This window comes from Mesorhizobium sp. M7D.F.Ca.US.005.01.1.1, from assembly GCF_003952545.1.
In the GTDB taxonomy this organism is placed as follows: Bacteria; Pseudomonadota; Alphaproteobacteria; order Rhizobiales; family Rhizobiaceae; genus Mesorhizobium; species Mesorhizobium loti.
The window spans coordinates 4,212,204-4,226,694 of record NZ_CP034453.1; the positions used below are offsets into that span (position 1 = coordinate 4,212,204).

A 14,491-nucleotide genomic window follows, 5' to 3' on the forward strand; every position below is an offset into this window, starting at 1 on the left:
GCGTCACCGCGCGGCCAGCGCAGCCCGTATCTTTTCGGCGCTCTCGGCCAGCACTTCCGGCTTCTCCATTCCGCCAGTGTGCGGTTTCAGCGGGATGCCATCGAAGCGCGGGATAACATGGACATGCAGATGATAGACGGTCTGCCCTGAGGCCGGCTCATTGAATTGAAGGATCGTGACACCGTCGGCGCCGAAGGCCTTTTTCACCGCCAGCGCCACTTTCTGAACGACGGTGAAGAGCGGGCCGAAAATTGACGGATCGGCGTCGAGCAAGTTGCGCGACGGTGCCTTCGGCACCACGAGCGTATGGCCGGGCCCCTGCGGCATCACATCCATGAAGGCTATGACCGCTTCGTCCTCGTAGACGCGCTGCGAGGGAATTTCGCCGCGTAGGATCTTCGCGAAGATGTTGTCGGTGTCATAGGCGGCCATGGCGAACGCTCCGGATTGTGCCTTTCGTGTAGCGAAGCCGTCGAAAGTCGGCAAGACGACCCGGCGAAGTCGACCCTGCTCATCAGGGCAGCCCTGTTGCTACTCCTCCAGATCCTTGCGGAACGGGGTGTGCTCTTCGAGATATTCGCCCATCCGCTCCACCTCTTGCCGCTCGCGTCTGAGATAGTCGGCGACGGCGTTGCGCAGGCCCGGGTGCGCAATGTAGTGCGCGGAATGCATGGTCACCGGCCGGTAGCCGCGCGCCAGCTTGTGCTCGCCCTGCGCGCCTGCCTCGACCACCTTCAGCTTGCGCTCGATGGCAAAGTCGATCGCCTGGTGGTAGCAGACCTCGAAGTGCAGGAAGGGATGGTCCTCGATGCAGCCCCAGTTGCGGCCATAGAGTGCGTCGGAGCCGATGAAATTGATGGCGCCGGCAATATAGCGCCCGTTGCGCCTGGCCATCACCAGCAGGATGTCGTCGGCCATGCGCTCGCCGATCAGCGAAAAGAATTGGCGGTTGAGATAGGGCCGGCCCCATTTGCGGCTGCCGGTGTCCATGTAGAAGGCGAAGAAATCGTCCCAGGCCTTCTCAGTGAGATCCTTGCCGGTCAGCCGGTCGATCGAAATGCCGTCGGCAAGCGCCTCGCGCCTTTCCTTCTTCATCGCCTTTCGCTTGCGTGAGGCAAGGGTAGCGAGGAAGTCGTCATAGGTTGAAAAGCCTTCGTTGAAGAAATGGAATTGCTGGTCGGTGCGGTGCAGGAAACCTGCCGCTTCCAGCACCTCCACGTCGCCCTCTTGCGCGAAGGTGACATGCGCGGAAGAGACACCGAGTTTTTGCGTCACCGCCTTCAGGCCTGCCGCCAAACCGGCCTTGACGGTGACGATATCCTCGCCCTTGGTGACCAGCAGGCGAGGGCCGGTGACCGGGGAGAACGGCACAGCACTTTGCAGTTTTGGATAGTAGCGGCCACCGGCGCGCTCGAACGCATCCGACCAGCCATGGTCGAACACATATTCGCCCTGGCTGTGCGATTTGAGATAACAGGGCACCGCGCCCAGCAATCTGCCTTGCCCATCTTCCAGCCTGAGGTGGTGGCCCTGCCAACCGGTGCGCCGCACGGCGCATCCGGAATCCTCAAGTGCACTCAGAAAAGCGAAGGAAACCAAAGGATTGTAATTGGTTTCTGCATCGCCGCGCGTAGTCTCGGCAAAGCTGTTCCATTCGTCGCATGTGAAAGCGCCGATGCCAGCGGCGACGCGGATTGAATAGTCCGCATTTGCTGTCTGGCCATCGCCCTCGTCGCCTTGATCCATGAGGCTTATTTAAGCTCCGTCCGGCTTGGTACAAGTCACGTTTCAGACACTCGACTTCAGGCGACTTTGACCAGATCGGGTTCGAACCCTTCGAACGTCATCTGGTCGGCATATCTGAAGGTCAGGTCGACCGCCGGCTGGTCATGCACCGTCCAGGTGATAACAGGCATTTTCAGCCTTTCACGCACGAAGCTGACAAATGGGTTTGGCAGGTCGCCGGCGGCGTAGGAGGTGAAGGCGATCTCATGCGCCAGCATGGCGAAATGCGCCTCGATCAGCTTGACGTCCTTGCCGTAGGCGGTCAGCCCACCCGGAATGCCTGGTGCGTGTTTCGGGAAATCGCGGATCAGCCAGTGGTCGAACGACATGATCGCGGCTTTGCCCTTGTAGCGCTTGAGCATCTTGCCGACGCTGGCCACCAGGCCTTCGTCACGACCGGGAATCCCTTTCAACTCGACAACCATCGGCACGCGGCCGTCAACCAGGTCGAGCGCTTCCTGCAGCGTCGGCAGGTGGTCCGATGTGCCGCCGACCTTGAGCGCCGTAAGTTCCGCCGCGGTGCGTTGCCAGACGAAACCGTCCTGGCCGCTCAGCCTTTGCAAATCGTCGTCATGAATGATCACGGGAACGCCATCCGACGACAGGTGCACGTCGCATTCGATCGCATAGCCGCGCTCGGCCGCCGCCGTGAAAGCGGAAAGCGTGTTTTCCCAGCGCGTCTTGTTCATGTCGTGAAAGCCGCGATGGGCGACGGGCCGGGCGGTCAGCCAGGATATGTCGGTCATGATCGTCCCCTGGCTCATTCGACTTCGAAGATGGCTTCGATTTCCACTGCGGCATTAAGCGGCAGGCAGGCCGTGCCGACAGCGGAACGGGCATGCTTGCCACGCTCGCCAAGTGTCGCGACCAGGAAGTCTGAGGCGCCGTTGGCAACCAGATGCTGCTCGACAAACTCAGGTGTCGAGGCGACGAAAACGGTGATCTTCACCAGCCGGCGGATCTTCTCGAGGTCGCCGAGCGCTGCCTTGGCCTGCGCCAGGATGTTGATCGCGCAGTACTTTGCCGCGTCCTTGCCGCCTGCCGTGTCGACATCGCGGCCAAGCAGCCCGCTCGCCTGCAACTTGCCGTCCTTGAGCGGCAATTGGCCGGCGGTGAACAGCAAATTGCCGGTCCTGCAATAGGGCACGTAGTTGGCGGCGGGCGCGGCGGCGACAGGAAGCGCCACGCCCAGATCGCTTAGCCGCTTTTCGATTGTTTCACTCATGGTATTTCCCTATTGCTTGGTGACGCCGCGCGGGCCGGGCCGAAATTGCTATTTTTGCCTCGCTTCCGCCACGACTTTTTTTAAGCTGGACCATCTTTCCCTGCGGCTTGCCATTAGCCGCGACGATCGGAGTACCTCATGCGCGCAACGCGCCTTGCATTCCATGCCGTCCTGTTGTCGGGGGTCTTCTCGATAGGCCCAGCCTTTGCCGTGCCGGCGCTGCAAGCCCACCGCGCCGTTTACGACCTTACCCTCAAGAAGGCGTCCGATCAGTCCGGCATCACAGGCATATCCGGCCGCATGGTCTATGAGTTCAACGGCTCGGCCTGCGAAGGCTATACGGTGAAATTCCGCTTCGTCACCCAGATCGTCACTGCCGACAACACTAGGCTGACGGATCAGCAGACGACCACTTTCGAGGACGCTGAAGGCAAGACGTTTTCATTCGTGACGAAATCCTTCGTCGACCAGAACCTCGACAAGGAGGTCAAGGGCGTCGCCACGAAAGAGACCAAGGGCCTGAAGGTCGATATCGACAAGCCTGAAAAGAACAGCGTCGAGCTGGCGAGCACCCAATTCCCGACCCAGCACCTGGTCGAACTGATCGGCAAGGCCGAAAAGGGCGAGAACTTCTACGAAACCAACCTGTTCGACGGTTCCGAAGACGCCAACAAGGTGATGACCACCACCGTCGTCGTCGGCAAGAAAACCAATTCCGACAAGGCCGACCCGGAGGCTCCGGCACTGGCGAAGCTCGCCACCGACAAATACTGGCCGGTCGACATCGCCTATTTCGACGACACCGACAAGACAGGCGAAGAGGTGCCGGAATACCGCATCAGCTTCAAGCTGCATGAGAACGGCATCACCCGCGACCTCGTCATGGACTATGGCGATTTCTCAATGACCGGCAAGCTGGTCAATCTGTCGCTGTTCGACCAGACGAAACCCTGCCCGGCAAAATAGGGCTTCATCCGGCCGGTTGATTAACCTCGGCACGGCGTGGCCGTGTCGAACGACTTGAACGTGCCGCAATCGTCTCTCAACCTCTATCTCAGCGTCCAGGCGCAAGGGGGAGCAGCTTGAGCAAGATCGATGTCTTCGTGGCGCCGCGGCCCAACCCGGCACTGATCAGGGCCATGACATCCGTCAACCGGATCGTCATGCTGCGCGGCATTCCCGGATTTCGTGATCTGTTGCCATTCAACCGCCTGGCCGGTCTGCGCGGCGTCGCCAATGTCCGTCACATCGACTTTCCCGACGCCGATCTCGAGCGGCTGAAGGCCAATTGCGGGGCAGGGAAGGCGACCTTCATCACGCCCAACCATCCCGAGTTCTTCACCGACTGGATGATCGACAAGGAAATCGTGTCGCAGGTCAGCCCGCTCACGGCCTCATGGGCGACGAACGGTGTCGTCAACGGTCTCGGCCGGCTGATGCAGAAATTCTGGCTGGCCAACAATCTGATCGCCCAGATTCCCGGCAACAGCGGGGCAGCCAAGGAACACTCCGTCGCCTGGGCCTTGAAAGGTCATGGCGTGCTGCTGCATCCCGAAGGCGGCGTCGGCTGGCACGCCAATATCGTCGCGCCGTTGCTGTCGGGTGCCGTCGAGATGGGGCTTGAGGCCCTCAAGCGCGGCCGGGCCACGGATCCCGATTTCAAGGTCTGGATCGCGCCAGTCGTCTGGAAACTTGCCTTCACCGGGAATGTCGAAGCGGCGCTGGCGAAGGAATGCGCCTATGTCGAGAAAAGCCTGAACATAGAACGCCACGCGACCGACACGCTGCCGCAGCGCATCCACCATATCTATTCGACGCTGCTGACCCGCGACGAAGCCGCATGGGGCATGCCGTCTGACGAAGGCCAGACCTATGCCGAGCGCCAGCAGGGGTTGATCATCGAACTCGCCCGCCGGCTCGGCGAAAGTATCTCACCCGAAGCTGCCATCACCGACACCACCGAGCTTCTGCGGCGGGCGCGTCGCTGGCAGCGCGAAAACACCGGCGATGCGGAAGGGCAAAAGCAGGTCCGCACGCTCGCCGACGCGGTCCAGAGGTTGCAACGCGTCGGGCCCTGGGCCTCGACCAACCCGCGCATCACCCAGGAGGAGATCGCCGAACACCTGAAGCGTACACGCAACGACTACTGCCGGGGCGGACTGCGCGACACGATGAACCGGTTCATTCCGCAGCCGGCCGGACCGCGTTGCGCCTATATCCGGGTGCCGGAGGCGCTGGGCCTGCATGAATATGCTGGCTCGATCGAGGATGCGGTTGCCGAGTTGCACCGTCGCATGCAGGAAGCCATCACCAGCACCGTGACCGAGCTTGCAGCCAAAGGCAGCTTCATTTTCTATCCGAATCCATTCTATCGTCACTGACATCGGACGGGCCGTGTGGCCGACTGTCAGGACGGATGGAAGGCAGACAACATCTTCATGGCAGTCTATGTCGACGCAGCGATCTGGAACTGGGCCGGCCATCGCTGGTGCCATCTGCTGGCCGACGACACCGACGAACTGCATCGCTTCGCTGCAGATCTGGCTGTCAAGCGCTCATCCTATCAGGGGCCGCCCAAGACATCGGCGCCGCATTATGACATAACCGGCTTCGAGCGCGACCGCGCGGTGCGGCTCGGCGCCATCGAATGCAGCCGCGAGGAGATCGTCGCGGTCTTCCGGCGGGTTCGGGTGCCGAACGGGAAGATAAAGCGCTGACAGCGGTGCGGATCGTCGCACGCGGCACTACAGATCCCGCGGCGCTTGCGTTTGTTGCGCATCCCCTCTATATGCGCGCTCATTCCACACACGGACTTTGGTGTCTGCCCGGGAGAAATCCGGCTGAAACCTCCGGTGGCGTTCGAGGACAAAGTCCAAAAATGCCTGTGTCCGTGGAGGCTAACCGGAAAGGAACTTTGAATGGCACTGCCTGATTTCAGCATGCGCCAGCTTTTGGAAGCTGGCATTCACTTTGGCCACCAGACCCACCGCTGGAACCCGAAGATGGCGCCCTACATCTATGGCGCCCGCAACAACATCCACATCATCGACCTCTCGCAGACGGTGCCTTTGCTGCACCAGGCGCTGAAGCAGGTTTCCGACACTGTTGCCAAGGGCGGCCGCGTGCTGTTCGTCGGCACCAAGCGCCAGGCGTCCGACATCGTCGCCGACGCGGCACAGCGTTCGGCCCAGTATTATGTCAATTCGCGTTGGCTCGGCGGCATGCTGACCAACTGGAAGACGATCTCGAACTCGATCCAGCGCCTGCGCAAGCTCGACGAGATGCTGGCCGGCGAGGCCCAGGGCCTGACCAAGAAGGAGCGCCTGAACCTCGACCGCGAGCGCGAGAAGCTCGACAAGGCGCTGGGCGGCATCAAGGACATGGGCTCGACGCCCGACCTGATGTTCGTCATCGACACCAACAAGGAAGCAATCGCCATCCTCGAGGCCAAGCGCCTCGGAATCCCGGTTGTCGCCATCATCGATTCGAACTGCGATCCGGACAAGATCGACTTCCCGATCCCCGGCAATGACGACGCGGCTCGCGCCATCCAGCTCTATTGCGACCTGATCGCCAAGGCTGCGATCGACGGTATCGCCCGCCAGCAGGGCGCGCTCGGCGTCGACATCGGCGCTTCGGTCGAAGCTCCGGTCGAACCTGCGCTCGACCCGGCCCCGGCCCCAGCGTCGGAAGCCCCCGAAGCTTGATAATCGAAGGCCGGTTGCGGCCTTCATCTTTCTCATATTTTGGCACGCTAAACAGACGCACCATCGAACACCGATGGTGCGTCGGTGCATTTAAAACAAAGAGGCGACAATGAGCATTTCGGCTGCACAGGTCAAAGAACTCCGCGACTTGACCGGCGCGGGCATGATGGACTGCAAGGCGGCGTTGACCGAGACCAACGGCAACATGGAAGAGGCCGTCGACTGGCTGCGCAAGAAGGGTATTTCCAAAGCCGACAAGAAGGCTGGACGCACTGCAGCGGAGGGCCTGATTGGCGTTGATTCCGGCGTTCGCGAAGCGGCTGTCGTAGAAGTCAATTCCGAGACCGACTTCGTTGCTCGCAACGCCGCGTTTCAGGAAATCGTCGCCAACGTTGCCAAGGTCGCTCTGGCCTATGGCACGACAGAGGCTGTAGCCGCCGCAAAGTATCCCGGTTCGGACAAGTCGGTTGCTGACACCATCAAGGACGCTGTCGGCACCATTGGCGAAAACATGGGCTTCCGCCGCTCTGCCAAGTTGACCGTTCCGCACGGCGCCGTCGCAACCTACGTCCACAACGCGGTTGCCGATGGCCTTGGCAAGCTCGGTGTTCTGGTCGCCATCGAGACCACGGGCAACGAGCATGCGGCCAATGCCTTCGCTCGTCAGGTCGCCATGCATGTCGCTGCCACCAATCCGATGGCGCTGACCGCAGAGCAGATCGATCCGGCCGCGGTCGAACGCGAGAAGGCGATCTTCTCCGACCAGGCGCGCCAGTCCGGCAAGCCGGAAGCCATTATCGAGAAGATGGTCGAAGGCCGTCTGCGCAAGTTCTACGAAGAGGTCGTGCTCCTGAAGCAGGCCTTCGTGCTCAATCCCGACATCACCGTCGAGAAGGCGCTGAAGGATGCCGAGAAGGACATCGGCGCGCCGGCCAAGATCACCGCTTACCTGCGCTTCGCGCTGGGCGAGGGCATCGAGAAGGAAGAAACCGATTTCGCGGCGGAAGTCGCGGCTGCGGTCAAGAAGTAAGCCGCCAACCGGCTTTTCGGCTCAGGCAACTCGGCCGGGCGCTCGCGAGGGCGTCCGGCCGATTTCTTGTGCGATGTCGACAAAGGCGCGCAGCTTCGGCGCCATCGCCGCCCGGCGCGGAAAGTAGAGAAACAGGCCTGGTTCCTCGATTGCCGACTGCGGCAGCACCTGGACAAGTCGACCGGCGGCCAGGTCGGCGCGCACCAGCGGCTCGAACACATAGGCCAGTCCCATCCCAGACAGCGCCAGGTCGATGGCGGCAAGGGAATCGGTCACGACGGCGGTGCCGCGCGTTTCCACCGCCACGTCCTTGCCGTCCTCCGTCAAATCCCAACGATAGATCGCGCCGGATCGCACCAGGCGGTAGCCGATGCAATTGTGGGCGGCGAGATCGGCCAGGCTGCGCGGGCGACCACGCCGGCCGATATAGGCTGGCGAAGCGACGATGATCACCTGGAAGGGCGGTGTCATCCGGATCGCGATCATGTCCTGCGCGATCATTTCGCCAAGTCTGATGCCGGCGTCAAAGCCTTCGCCGACGATATCGACCAACCCTTCGTTGGCAAAGATTTCCACCGTCACATCCGGATAGCGCTCCGCCATGGCCGTCACCACTGGCGTCACCGCCATCGGGACGGCGACATGCGAAACGTTGATTCTGAGCAGTCCAGCCGGGCGACCCTTGATGCCGCGGATACGCTCCATCCGCTCCGCGATATCCTGCAGCGCCGGCTCCGCCGTCGCGACAAGCGCCTGACCGGCCTCGGTCAGTGAGACGCTCCGCGTCGTGCGGGCAAAAAGCGGCTGGCCGATGCGCTCCTCCACCAACCTGACCGCATGGCTGACCGCCGAAGGGCTCATGCCAAGCTCTGCCGCCGCGGACGCAAAGCCGCCGCGTCGGGCCACGGCAACGATGACGGGAAGATGGCCCAGCAGATCGCGATCCATTCATGCATGATATCGCATAGTTCATGCAGATAATGCAACATTATCAAACGAAGTGAGCTGGGGCATCTAACGCTGCATCAACGCCGTTTGGCGAAGCAGCAAGGAGACGTTCCATGACCATGTCCTACTACACCCTTGGCAGCAGCGGGCTGCGTGTCACCCGGTTGGCGCTCGGCACCATGACCTTCGGCACCGAATGGGGCTGGGGCGCCGACAAGGAGACGGCACGCGTCCTGGTCGATGCCTATGTCGAGGCAGGCGGCAATTTCTTCGATACGGCCGACGCTTATACCGGCGGTACCTCCGAGACCTGGCTTGGCGAGTTCATTGCCGAACGCGGCCTGCGCGACAAGGCGGTGATCAGCACCAAGTTCAGCATGAATCTGGAGCAGGGCAATCCGAATGCCGGCGGCAACGGCCGCAAGAACATCATCCGCGCCGTCGAAAGCTCGCTGAAACGGCTCGGCACCGATTATATCGACCTCTATATCCTGCATGCCTGGGACAGGCTGACTTCACCGGAAGAGGTGATGCGGACGCTGGACGATCTGGTGCGCGCCGGAAAGATCCGGCATGTCGGCCTCTCCGACGTCCCCGCCTGGTACGCAAGCAGGGCGCAGTCCATCGCCGAACAGCGCGGCTACGAGCCGGTTTCGGCGCTGCAGCTCGAATATTCGTTGGCCGAGCGCAACATCGAGCATGAATTCGTGCCGTTCGGCACGCGCTACGGCGCCGGCATCATGGTGTGGAGCCCGCTGGCCAGCGGCTTGCTGAGCGGCAAATATCGTTCAGATACAATCAGCAAGGCGGGCGGGCGACTGGAGACGATGCGCGGTTCGACCAATCCCGGTTTCCAGAAATTCACCGACCGCAACTGGGCAATCGTTGCCGAACTGGAAAAAATTGCCGGTGAGCTTGGCCGCGGCATGGCCCAGATCGCCTTGAACTGGGCCGCCACACGGCCCGGTGTCGCTTCGGTGATCATCGGTGCGACGAAACTCGATCAGCTCAAGGACAATCTCGGCGCGCTCGATTTCGAGGTTCCCAAGGAGCTTTTGGCAAGGCTCGACGCTGTCAGCCAGCCGGTCACGCCGTTCCCGTACTCGTTCTTCGGCCCGGAAATCCAGGGCGGCCTCACCGGCGGTCAGGCGGTCGGCGACAAGCCGGCGGGCTACTTCCCGGACCTGCTCATGGAAGGTGCTTTTGCCGGCGTGAGTTGACAAAAGGCGAGAGAATTCCGGGTCGGGCGCCGCGTGACATCGCGGCGCCCTTCGTGTATCGGAACACGGCATCGCGCCATTGTTTCGGGGCGGCGCCTGCGCGAGGGTAGCCACCCGGAACGCGCCACATGCAAAATGAAGAGGCCCAGATGACGGTGAAGCCCCTCTACCGACGTGTTTTGCTGAAAGCGTCGGGCGAAGCATTGATGGGCGAACAGCATTTCGGCATCGACGTTTCGGTCGTCGATCGCATCGCCGGCGACATCGCCGAGGCGCGTGCACTGGGTATCGAGGTTGGCGTCGTCATCGGCGGCGGCAACATTTTTCGCGGCGTGGCCGTTGCCTCCAAGGGCGGCGACCGTGTCACCGGCGATCACATGGGCATGCTTGCCACGGTGATCAATTCGCTGGCGTTGCGCACGTCATTGAACAAGATCGGTGTCGACGCCGTGGTGCTTTCGGCGATCGCCATGCCCGAACTTTGCGAGAGCTTTTCGCAGCGCCAGGCGACTGCCTACATGAACCAGGGCAAGGTGGTGATCTTTGCCGGCGGCACCGGCAATCCGTTCTTCACCACTGATTCGGCCGCCGCACTTCGTGCGGCTGAGATCGGCGCCGACGCGCTGTTCAAGGGCACTCAGGTCGACGGCGTCTACTCGGCGGACCCGAAGAAGGACCCGAATGCGACGCGTTTCGAGCGCATCAGCCATGGCGAAGTCATAAAACGCGGTCTTTCCATCATGGATACGGCAGCGATTGCACTTGCGCGCGAAAACAACATTCCGATAATCGTTTATTCGATCCACGAAAAAGGTGGTTTCGGCGATATTCTGAGGGGCGGCGGCCGCTGCACGGTCGTCGCGGACGATTGATCGAGGGCCTGATCCCGAAAGGGAAGCCGGTTTTCGAAAGTCAGGCTCGAATACGGGGCCTTGCCCCGAAGCAGTGAACCCGCGTTAGACGGGTCGAGGAGATAGAGATGAGTGGTGAGTACGACGATCTCAAGCGGCGCATGGATGGGGCGATCGCCGCGTTCAAGCATGATCTGGCTTCGCTGCGGACCGGTCGCGCCTCCAGCAATCTGCTCGATGCGATCCAGGTGCAGGCCTATGGCACCACCATGCCGATCAATCAGGTCGCCAACGTCTCGGTGCCGGAGCCGCGCATGATCTCGGTATCGGTCTGGGACAAGTCGATGGTCGGCGCGGTCGATCGCGCTATCCGCGAATCCAACCTGGGTTTCAACCCGATCGTCGACGGAACCAACCTCAGGATTCCACTGCCTGAACTCAACGAACAGCGCCGCAAGGAGCTGGTCAAGATCTCGCACACCTACGCCGAGAATGCCCGGGTCGCCGCGCGCCATGTGCGCCGCGACGGCATGGACTTTCTGAAGAAGGCGGAGAAGGACGGCGACATCAGCGAGGACGATCAGCGCAAGCGCTCGGATCAGGTCCAGAAACTCACAGACGAAACGATCAGCACCATCGACCACCTGCTTTCCGATAAGGAAGCTGAAATCATGCAGGTTTAGGGTCTTGGCCAGCGGCTGACCCGAAAGCGAGAACATGGCAACGCCCGCGCATGTCGCGATCATCATGGACGGAAACGGACGCTGGGCCAAGGCGCGTGGCATGCCTCGTCTTGCGGGCCATCGTGCCGGTGTCGAGGCGCTGCGCAAGACGGTGCGCGCAGCACCCGGACTCGGCATCTCCTACCTGACCGTCTACGCTTTCTCGTCGGAGAACTGGTCGCGGCCGAAGTCCGAGGTCAGCGACCTGATGGGTCTCCTGAAAATGTTCATCCGCCGCGACCTGGCCGAATTGCACCAGAGCGGCGTGCGGGTCAGGATTATCGGCGACAGGGCAGGGCTGCAGTCCGACATCAGGGGCCTGCTCGACGAGGCCGAATCGCTGACTGCCGCCAATGAATCACTGACGCTGGTGATCGCCTTCAACTACGGCGGACGCGACGAGATTGTTCGCACGGCGCAAAAGCTTGCGTCGGCCGTGGCGCGTGGCGAACTCGACAGCGAGGCGATCACCGCCGAGAGCTTTGCCGGCGCTCTCGACACGCATGGCATTCCCGACCCGGAGCTTGTCATCCGCACCAGTGGCGAACTCCGGCTGTCGAACTTCCTTCTTTGGCAGGCCGCCTATAGCGAGCTCGTCTTCCTGCCTTGCTACTGGCCCGATTTCAGCCGCGAGCACCTTGCCGAGGCCTTGCGCGAATTTGCCAGCCGCGAACGCCGTTTCGGCGGACTTGGGGCCCAGGACGTTGCTTCGCGACCGGCCGCAGGATGAGCAATCTCCAGCTGCGTGTCATTTCGGCTGTCGTGCTTGCCATCATCACCCTTGGTTTGACCTGGCTCGGCGGTCTGCCGTTCCGGCTGCTGTGCGCCGCAATGGTGGTGGTGATCTTCTATGAATGGACCCGTATGTCGCGCCCGACCGGGGCCGCGGGTCTGGGTTTCCTGCCGGAAGCGCTGCTGGTTGTCTTCACTGGCGTCTTGCTTGCCGGCCTTGCCGCCTCCTGGCTGCTGCCGCTTGTCGTGGTCATGGTTGCCGCAACGGCGATTGCCGCCTCGGTTCGCAAGACTGGGCAGTGGGATGCGAGCGGCCTTGCCTATGCCGCGGTCTCAGGCCTGTCGCTCGCCTTGCTGCGCGATGGCGACCGCTCGGGCCTCATTGCCATCCTGTTCCTGTTCGCGGTCGTCTGGGCCACCGATATCTTTGCCTATTTCGTCGGCCGAGCGGTTGGGGGACCGAAGCTGGCGCCGGCGATCTCGCCTGGCAAGACACGCAGCGGCGCGCTCGGCGGCGCTGTTGGTGGCGTCGTCGCGGGGCTGGTCCTCGCTGCCGCTGCTGGTGTCGGCAATCTGGCATTGCTCGGCCTTGTAGCGCTCGTGCTATCGATTGTCTCCCAGGCCGGTGACCTGTTTGAATCCTGGGTCAAGCGCCGCCACGGCCGCAAGGATTCGGGTGCGCTCATCCCAGGCCATGGCGGCGTCATGGATCGTGTCGATGGGCTTGTCGCGGCGGCTTTCGCCCTATACGTCATCGGTTGGATCTCGGCGACCGCCGATCATCCGGCGCAGGGGCTGTTTCCCGTTTGAGTGGTGCCATTTCAGGGTCCGATGCGCGGTGCGCCTTGGATTCGCCCGGATTGGTGTCACAGTCACGGCACACTCTGCGCCGTGGAAGAATTTGAGGGTTTGTCTTGAACGAGATTCTTCACGCGCTTTTCAGCACAGAAGGCTTTGTCCTCGGAACGCTCGTGCCGTTCGTGTTTGTGCTGACCGTGGTCGTGTTCGTTCATGAAATGGGCCATTACCTTGTCGGGCGCTGGTGCGGCATCGGCGTCAAGGCCTTCTCGATAGGCTTCGGCCCGGAACTCTTCGGCTTCAACGACAGCCACGGCACGCGCTGGAAACTGTGCGCGATACCGCTTGGCGGCTATGTCAAATTTGTCGGCGACATGAATGCCACCTCGAGCCAGCCCACTTCGGCAGAGATCGAAACGCTGACTGAGGCGGAGCGCAAGGTCGCCTTTCACACGCAGCCGATCTGGAAGCGCGCGGCGACCGTGGTGGCCGGGCCGCTGTTCAATTTCCTGCTGACGATCGTCGTCTTTGCCGTGCTGTTCACCACCTATGGCCGTTATGTCGCGGAGCCTATGGTGGCCGAGGTGACCGCCGACAGCCCGGCGGCGAAGGCCGGCATCCTGCCCGGTGACCGATTCGTCAGCGTCGACGGCAACAAGGTCGAAACCTTTGGCGACGTCCAGCGCCTGGTCTCGGGCCGCGCCGACGACACCATCACCTTCGTCATGCTGCGCGACGGCAAGGAGGTCACGGTGACCGCGGCGCCGCGGCTGATGGAACAGGAAGACGCGCTCGGCAACAAGGTCAAGGTCGCCGTGATCGGTGTCGTCAACAACAAGGAACTCGGCCAGCCGCGGCTCATCACCTACACGCCGGTCGGAGCGGTCGCGGCGGCGGTCGAGGAAACCGGTCACGTCATCCAGCGCACGGGCCAGTTCCTGCAGCGCTTTGTTGTTGGGCGCGAGGACAAATGTCAGCTGGGCGGCCCGGTGAAGATCGCCGACATGGCCGGCAAGGCGGCGAAACTAGGGTTCGAATGGCTCGTGCAACTGGTCGCAATGCTGTCCGTTGGCATCGGGTTTCTGAACCTTTTGCCGATTCCCCCCCTCGACGGCGGCCATCTCTTGTTCTACGGGGTGGAGGCCGTCATTCGCCGTCCAGTGTCGGAACGGATGATGGAAATGGCCTATCGGGCCGGGTTACTTCTGGTGCTGTGCTTCATGGGGTTCGTTTTCTGGAACGATCTGTTTGGGTGCTGAAATCATGAAGAAATTTGGCTTCCGCATGGACGATGTTGAGACACCGTTTACCATGCACGGGGATATGAGTGACGCGAAAGCCACGCCGCAGGGTTAAGTAAATACAAATTAACCAGAAGCCTTGCGTGTAGGGAAAATCCGGTTAATACGGTAGGGGAAATTACCGCACGTCCGGTTTTCTCGCCGTGGGGACTACGAGAAAAGGTTATTAAGC

General features: G+C 61.9%; 16 protein-coding genes. 11 read left to right on the forward strand and 5 right to left on the reverse strand.

All coding sequences use genetic code 11. The features are described 5' to 3' along the window. Positions 1 to 3: 3 nt before the first annotated feature. From EJ076_RS20140 to EJ076_RS20155, 4 genes are all read right to left on the reverse strand, one after another. Positions 4 to 432, reverse strand: a complete 429-nt coding sequence (locus EJ076_RS20140; protein ID WP_109669065.1) for an HIT family protein — start codon at positions 430 to 432, stop codon at positions 4 to 6. Between the two features lie 99 nt (positions 433 to 531). Further along, positions 532 to 1,746: a GNAT family N-acetyltransferase gene (locus tag EJ076_RS20145; protein ID WP_109669063.1), complete on the reverse strand. Its 1,215-nt coding sequence runs from the start codon at positions 1,744 to 1,746 to the stop codon at positions 532 to 534. Between the two features lie 56 nt (positions 1,747 to 1,802). Then, positions 1,803 to 2,531, reverse strand: coding sequence for a glycerophosphodiester phosphodiesterase (locus EJ076_RS20150; protein ID WP_126069047.1), 729 nt, complete (start codon positions 2,529 to 2,531; stop codon positions 1,803 to 1,805). A gap of 14 nt (positions 2,532 to 2,545) precedes the next feature. Then, on the reverse strand, positions 2,546 to 3,010 hold the full coding sequence (locus EJ076_RS20155; RefSeq protein ID WP_126069048.1) for a RidA family protein: 465 nt from the start codon (positions 3,008 to 3,010) through the stop codon (positions 2,546 to 2,548). Between the two features lie 138 nt (positions 3,011 to 3,148). On the opposite strand from EJ076_RS20155, the gene EJ076_RS20160 reads away from it, so the two are divergent. The 5 genes from EJ076_RS20160 to tsf all read left to right on the forward strand — a co-directional run bounded on the left by EJ076_RS20160 (position 3,149) and on the right by tsf (position 7,747). Further along, complete coding sequence (locus EJ076_RS20160; RefSeq protein ID WP_109669059.1) at positions 3,149 to 3,976, forward strand: cell envelope integrity EipB family protein; 828 nt, start codon at positions 3,149 to 3,151, stop codon at positions 3,974 to 3,976. A gap of 116 nt (positions 3,977 to 4,092) precedes the next feature. Further along, positions 4,093 to 5,391: a hypothetical protein gene (locus tag EJ076_RS20165; protein WP_126069049.1), complete on the forward strand. Its 1,299-nt coding sequence runs from the start codon at positions 4,093 to 4,095 to the stop codon at positions 5,389 to 5,391. Positions 5,392 to 5,448: 57 nt separating this feature from the next. Next, a complete protein-coding gene (locus EJ076_RS20170) occupies positions 5,449 to 5,727 on the forward strand; it encodes a DUF4031 domain-containing protein (RefSeq protein ID WP_126071099.1) in 279 nt (92 codons plus the stop codon). A 201-nt stretch (positions 5,728 to 5,928) separates the two neighbouring features. After that, complete coding sequence (gene rpsB, locus EJ076_RS20175) at positions 5,929 to 6,717, forward strand: 30S ribosomal protein S2 (protein ID WP_023812937.1); 789 nt, start codon at positions 5,929 to 5,931, stop codon at positions 6,715 to 6,717. 109 nt (positions 6,718 to 6,826) lie between these two features. Beyond that, positions 6,827 to 7,747: a translation elongation factor Ts gene (tsf, locus tag EJ076_RS20180; protein ID WP_109669054.1), complete on the forward strand. Its 921-nt coding sequence runs from the start codon at positions 6,827 to 6,829 to the stop codon at positions 7,745 to 7,747. Between the two features lie 21 nt (positions 7,748 to 7,768). On the opposite strand, the gene EJ076_RS20185 is transcribed toward tsf, so the two are convergent. Next, on the reverse strand, positions 7,769 to 8,695 hold the full coding sequence (locus EJ076_RS20185; protein WP_126069050.1) for a LysR family transcriptional regulator: 927 nt from the start codon (positions 8,693 to 8,695) through the stop codon (positions 7,769 to 7,771). Between the two features lie 113 nt (positions 8,696 to 8,808). On the opposite strand from EJ076_RS20185, the gene EJ076_RS20190 reads away from it, so the two are divergent. From EJ076_RS20190 to rseP, 6 genes are all read left to right on the forward strand, one after another. After that, on the forward strand, positions 8,809 to 9,915 hold the full coding sequence (locus EJ076_RS20190; RefSeq protein ID WP_126069051.1) for an aldo/keto reductase: 1,107 nt from the start codon (positions 8,809 to 8,811) through the stop codon (positions 9,913 to 9,915). A 149-nt stretch (positions 9,916 to 10,064) separates the two neighbouring features. Continuing rightward, positions 10,065 to 10,787, forward strand: coding sequence for a UMP kinase (gene pyrH / locus EJ076_RS20195; protein ID WP_091574801.1), 723 nt, complete (start codon positions 10,065 to 10,067; stop codon positions 10,785 to 10,787). A gap of 107 nt (positions 10,788 to 10,894) precedes the next feature. Beyond that, complete coding sequence (frr, locus tag EJ076_RS20200; protein ID WP_013531759.1) at positions 10,895 to 11,449, forward strand: ribosome recycling factor; 555 nt, start codon at positions 10,895 to 10,897, stop codon at positions 11,447 to 11,449. A 34-nt stretch (positions 11,450 to 11,483) separates the two neighbouring features. After that, on the forward strand, positions 11,484 to 12,218 hold the full coding sequence (locus EJ076_RS20205; RefSeq protein ID WP_126069052.1) for an isoprenyl transferase: 735 nt from the start codon (positions 11,484 to 11,486) through the stop codon (positions 12,216 to 12,218). Continuing rightward, positions 12,215 to 13,030, forward strand: a complete 816-nt coding sequence (locus EJ076_RS20210; protein WP_126069053.1) for a phosphatidate cytidylyltransferase — start codon at positions 12,215 to 12,217, stop codon at positions 13,028 to 13,030. Before EJ076_RS20205 ends, EJ076_RS20210 begins: the two co-directional genes overlap by 4 nt. Before the next feature lie 104 nt (positions 13,031 to 13,134). After that, positions 13,135 to 14,277 carry an RIP metalloprotease RseP gene (rseP, locus tag EJ076_RS20215; protein WP_109669044.1) on the forward strand — a complete coding sequence of 381 codons (1,143 nt, stop codon included), beginning with the start codon at positions 13,135 to 13,137 and terminating at the stop codon, positions 14,275 to 14,277. Positions 14,278 to 14,491: the final 214 nt, after the last annotated feature.

What these genes read in the sequence shown, in the direction of transcription:
- EJ076_RS20140 (WP_109669065.1), bottom strand. Translation starts at nt 432, where the DNA reads ATGGCCGCCTATGACACCGACAACATCTTCGCGAAGATCCTACGCGGC.
- EJ076_RS20145 (WP_109669063.1), bottom strand. Translation starts at nt 1,746, where the DNA reads ATGGATCAAGGCGACGAGGGCGATGGCCAGACAGCAAATGCGGACTAT.
- EJ076_RS20150 (WP_126069047.1), bottom strand. Translation starts at nt 2,531, where the DNA reads ATGACCGACATATCCTGGCTGACCGCCCGGCCCGTCGCCCATCGCGGC.
- EJ076_RS20155 (WP_126069048.1), bottom strand. Translation starts at nt 3,010, where the DNA reads ATGAGTGAAACAATCGAAAAGCGGCTAAGCGATCTGGGCGTGGCGCTT.
- EJ076_RS20160 (WP_109669059.1), top strand. Translation starts at nt 3,149, where the DNA reads ATGCGCGCAACGCGCCTTGCATTCCATGCCGTCCTGTTGTCGGGGGTC.
- EJ076_RS20170 (WP_126071099.1), top strand. Translation starts at nt 5,449, where the DNA reads ATGGCAGTCTATGTCGACGCAGCGATCTGGAACTGGGCCGGCCATCGC.
- rpsB (WP_023812937.1), top strand. Translation starts at nt 5,929, where the DNA reads ATGGCACTGCCTGATTTCAGCATGCGCCAGCTTTTGGAAGCTGGCATT.
- tsf (WP_109669054.1), top strand. Translation starts at nt 6,827, where the DNA reads ATGAGCATTTCGGCTGCACAGGTCAAAGAACTCCGCGACTTGACCGGC.
- EJ076_RS20185 (WP_126069050.1), bottom strand. Translation starts at nt 8,695, where the DNA reads ATGGATCGCGATCTGCTGGGCCATCTTCCCGTCATCGTTGCCGTGGCC.
- EJ076_RS20190 (WP_126069051.1), top strand. Translation starts at nt 8,809, where the DNA reads ATGACCATGTCCTACTACACCCTTGGCAGCAGCGGGCTGCGTGTCACC.
- pyrH (WP_091574801.1), top strand. Translation starts at nt 10,065, where the DNA reads ATGACGGTGAAGCCCCTCTACCGACGTGTTTTGCTGAAAGCGTCGGGC.
- frr (WP_013531759.1), top strand. Translation starts at nt 10,895, where the DNA reads ATGAGTGGTGAGTACGACGATCTCAAGCGGCGCATGGATGGGGCGATC.
- EJ076_RS20205 (WP_126069052.1), top strand. Translation starts at nt 11,484, where the DNA reads ATGGCAACGCCCGCGCATGTCGCGATCATCATGGACGGAAACGGACGC.
- EJ076_RS20210 (WP_126069053.1), top strand. Translation starts at nt 12,215, where the DNA reads ATGAGCAATCTCCAGCTGCGTGTCATTTCGGCTGTCGTGCTTGCCATC.